This window comes from Catenibacterium sp. UBA627 (assembly GCF_002299355.1).
Lineage (GTDB): Bacteria > Bacillota_I > Bacilli_A > Erysipelotrichales > Coprobacillaceae > Catenibacterium > Catenibacterium mitsuoka.
In genome coordinates this window covers 248-3,215 of record NZ_DBPF01000089.1, presented here as the reverse complement: position 1 = coordinate 3,215, position 2,968 = coordinate 248, and the positions used below count along the sequence as shown (strand labels likewise).

At 34.1% G+C, this 2,968-nt stretch carries 2 protein-coding genes; one reads left to right on the top strand and one right to left on the bottom strand.

Going from position 1 to position 2,968, the window contains the following annotated elements; translation table 11 throughout:
* Positions 1 to 79 precede the first annotated feature (79 nt).
* Positions 80 to 274, bottom strand: a complete 195-nt coding sequence (locus B2S90_RS05585) for a type II toxin-antitoxin system YafQ family toxin (protein WP_286696676.1) — start codon at positions 272 to 274, stop codon at positions 80 to 82.
* 437 nt (positions 275 to 711) lie between these two features.
* On the opposite strand from B2S90_RS05585, the gene B2S90_RS05580 reads away from it, so the two are divergent.
* Positions 712 to 2,820 (top strand): glycogen synthase, encoded by a 2,109-nt coding sequence (locus B2S90_RS05580; protein WP_286696675.1) that lies wholly within the window; start codon positions 712 to 714, stop codon positions 2,818 to 2,820.
* Positions 2,821 to 2,968: the final 148 nt, after the last annotated feature.

Here is a 2,968-nt window from a genome sequence, read left to right as displayed (position 1 = left end):
TTTTTTTGTTTATAGGAAAAGCACCTGATTATTGTACCAAGTGCTTTTATTTACGGAATAAATCATTATGGGTTCCAGTTCAGGATAATGTCAAGACGAGCAAATCATTCTCAATACGATAAACCAATAGCCAATCTGGCAGAATACTGCACTTACGATGCCCAGTCCAGTTTCCAACTAAAGCGTGATTTTTATTTTTCTCTGGAAGTTGTTCATCATTCGCAAGTTTGCGAATGATATCGTTAAGAAGTTCGATATCAAGATGGCGTTTCATTGTAGTACTTTTTTGCATTGTATACTATATGCCCTGAATCTTATTACAAATAAACATAGAAAATACGCAAATCCCCGTTTAAACACATGAGATGTTTAGAAATGATACTTGTGACTGATTCATTTTTTCTATTGTTTGAGAGAATAATGGTAATATATATTACAAGAGAGGTGACTGAAGAAATGAACTTTATAGATCATGCAATATCAGAAATCATAAATGGTGAAGACTTGTATAAATCCTTTTTTTACAATAAATCTCTTTTGTATAAACAACTTTTACAGATTATGGTACAATAAATAAAGAAATATTTTGAATATATTACTAACTTTAAGTGAACTTAAAGTTTAATTGTAATAGAAGGGGATGTTGCAAGAGAAAATGAGAAAGTTAAGGTTTTATGGTTTGATTTAATCTAAGAGATCGGAGAAGAAAATATGAGAAAGAAAACTACAAAGAAAACAACTACAAAAGCAGCTGCTGTTAAGAAAGAGACAGTAACAACAGCTTCTAAGGATACAACAAAAGCAGCTGCTCCTGTAAAGGAAACAGTTAAGAAAGCTACAGCCACTAAGACTGCAACTAAAAAAGAAACTCCTGTAAAGGAAACAGCTACTAAAGTAGAAACAGTAGCAGAAGCTGAACCTAAAAAAGCGACAGCTAAGAAGACTACAACTACTAAGAAAACAACAGCTAAAAAAGCTGCTGCAAAGACAGAAGCGGTTAAAGAAGAAACACCTGTAAAGGAAACTGCTAAGAAAACTACAGTTTCAAAAACAGAAGCAGTTAAAGAAGCTGAACCTAAAAAGGAAACAGTTAAAAAGGCTGCAACACCAAAGAAAGCAACAACTAAGAAGACTACAGCTACTAAGAAAACAACAGCTAAAAAAGCAACTGCAGCTAAGACAGAAGCTGTAAAAGAAGAAGCACCTAAAAAGACAACTAAGAAGACTACAACTGCTAAGAAGGAAGATCCAGTAAAGGAAGAACCTAAAGTAGAAGAAACAGTTGCTCCTGAAGTAGAAAAGAAAGTCGAACCTGAAGTAGTCGTTCAGGAAACACCTGCTCCAGCACCAGTTGATTTAGGTCCACGTAGAAGTGTAGCATTCATTGGTTCTGAATGTTATCCATTTGTAAAGACAGGTGGATTAGGAGATGTTATGTCTGCTCTTCCTAAGAGTCTTGCTAAGTTGAATTGTGATGTTAAGGTTATTATTCCTAGATATAAATGTATTCCACAGAAGTTCCAGGAAAAGATGGAATATAAAGGTTCATTCTCTATGGACTTATGTGCAGATGGTAAACAGTATTATGTAGGTATTATGGAATACCAGGAAGATGGCGTTGTTTATGATTTTATTGATAACCATGAATTCTTCTCTTGGGGTAATCCATATACTAATCTAATCGATGATATTCCTAAATTCTGTTATTTTGGTAAAGCGGCTCTTGCAGCACTTAACTATTTAGATTGGACACCTGATGTTGTACATTGTCATGACTGGCAGGCTGCTTTAGTTCCACTCTATTTAAGAACATGCTTCAAAGACAGCAATGTAGGACGTGCAAGCTGTGTACTTACTATTCATAACTTAAGATTCCAGGGAATCTATGATAGAAAGACTATTCAGTACTGGTCAGGACTTCCTGATTATGTATTTAATAAAGACTGCCTCACACAGAATTGGTTGGATGCGAACATGTTAAAGGGTGGTATTACTTATAGTAATGTTGTAACTACAGTAAGTAATACATATGCTGGTGAAATCCAGACTGAAGAATATGGTGAAGGTCTTGAAGAACACTTAAGATATCATCATAACAAGCTTGTAGGTATCATAAATGGTATTGATACAGATATCTGGAATCCAGCAACTGATAAACTATTAGCTGCGCAATATGATAGTCAGAATGTTATTGAAAACAAGAAAGCAAATAAGAAAGCTTTACAGGAATCATTAGGATTAGAAGTAGATGATCATAAGATTGTCATTGGTTTGATTTCACGTTTGACTAACCAGAAGGGTCTAGATCTTGTAAATAGTGTAATTCCACATATTATGGATGAACATACACAGGTTGTTGTATTAGGTACAGGTGATGCTGAATATGAAGATGCATTCCGTTATTATGAAAACGCGTATAAGGGTAACTTCTGTGCTTATATTGCCTACAATGAAAATGTAGCACATAACATCTATGCTGGATGTGATGCATTATTAGTACCATCTAGATTTGAACCATGTGGATTAACTCAGTTAATTAGTATGAGATATGGTTCAGTACCAATCGTAAGAGAAACTGGTGGATTAAAAGATACAGTGCAGCCTTATAACTTATTTGATAACACTGGTAATGGATTTACATTCGATAGATATGAAAGTGGTCTTTTATATGATGCAATCAATCGTGCTAAGACACTTTACTTCGAAAGTAGACCATACTGGGATGAAATGGTAGTTCGTAATATGAACAAAGATGTCTCTTGGGAACAGAGTGCAAAACACTACAAAGATATGTATGTAGGATTAACACCTAAATATTAATGTAAACAAAAATGCAATGTTAGAAATCTAACGTTGCATTTTTTTCTCCCAATATAATTATTTATCTCCCAAAAATGGTATCGATTTGGGAGAAAACTTTAAAAGAACCGATTTATCTAAAAACTGGTTCTTTTTACATAAACGACTC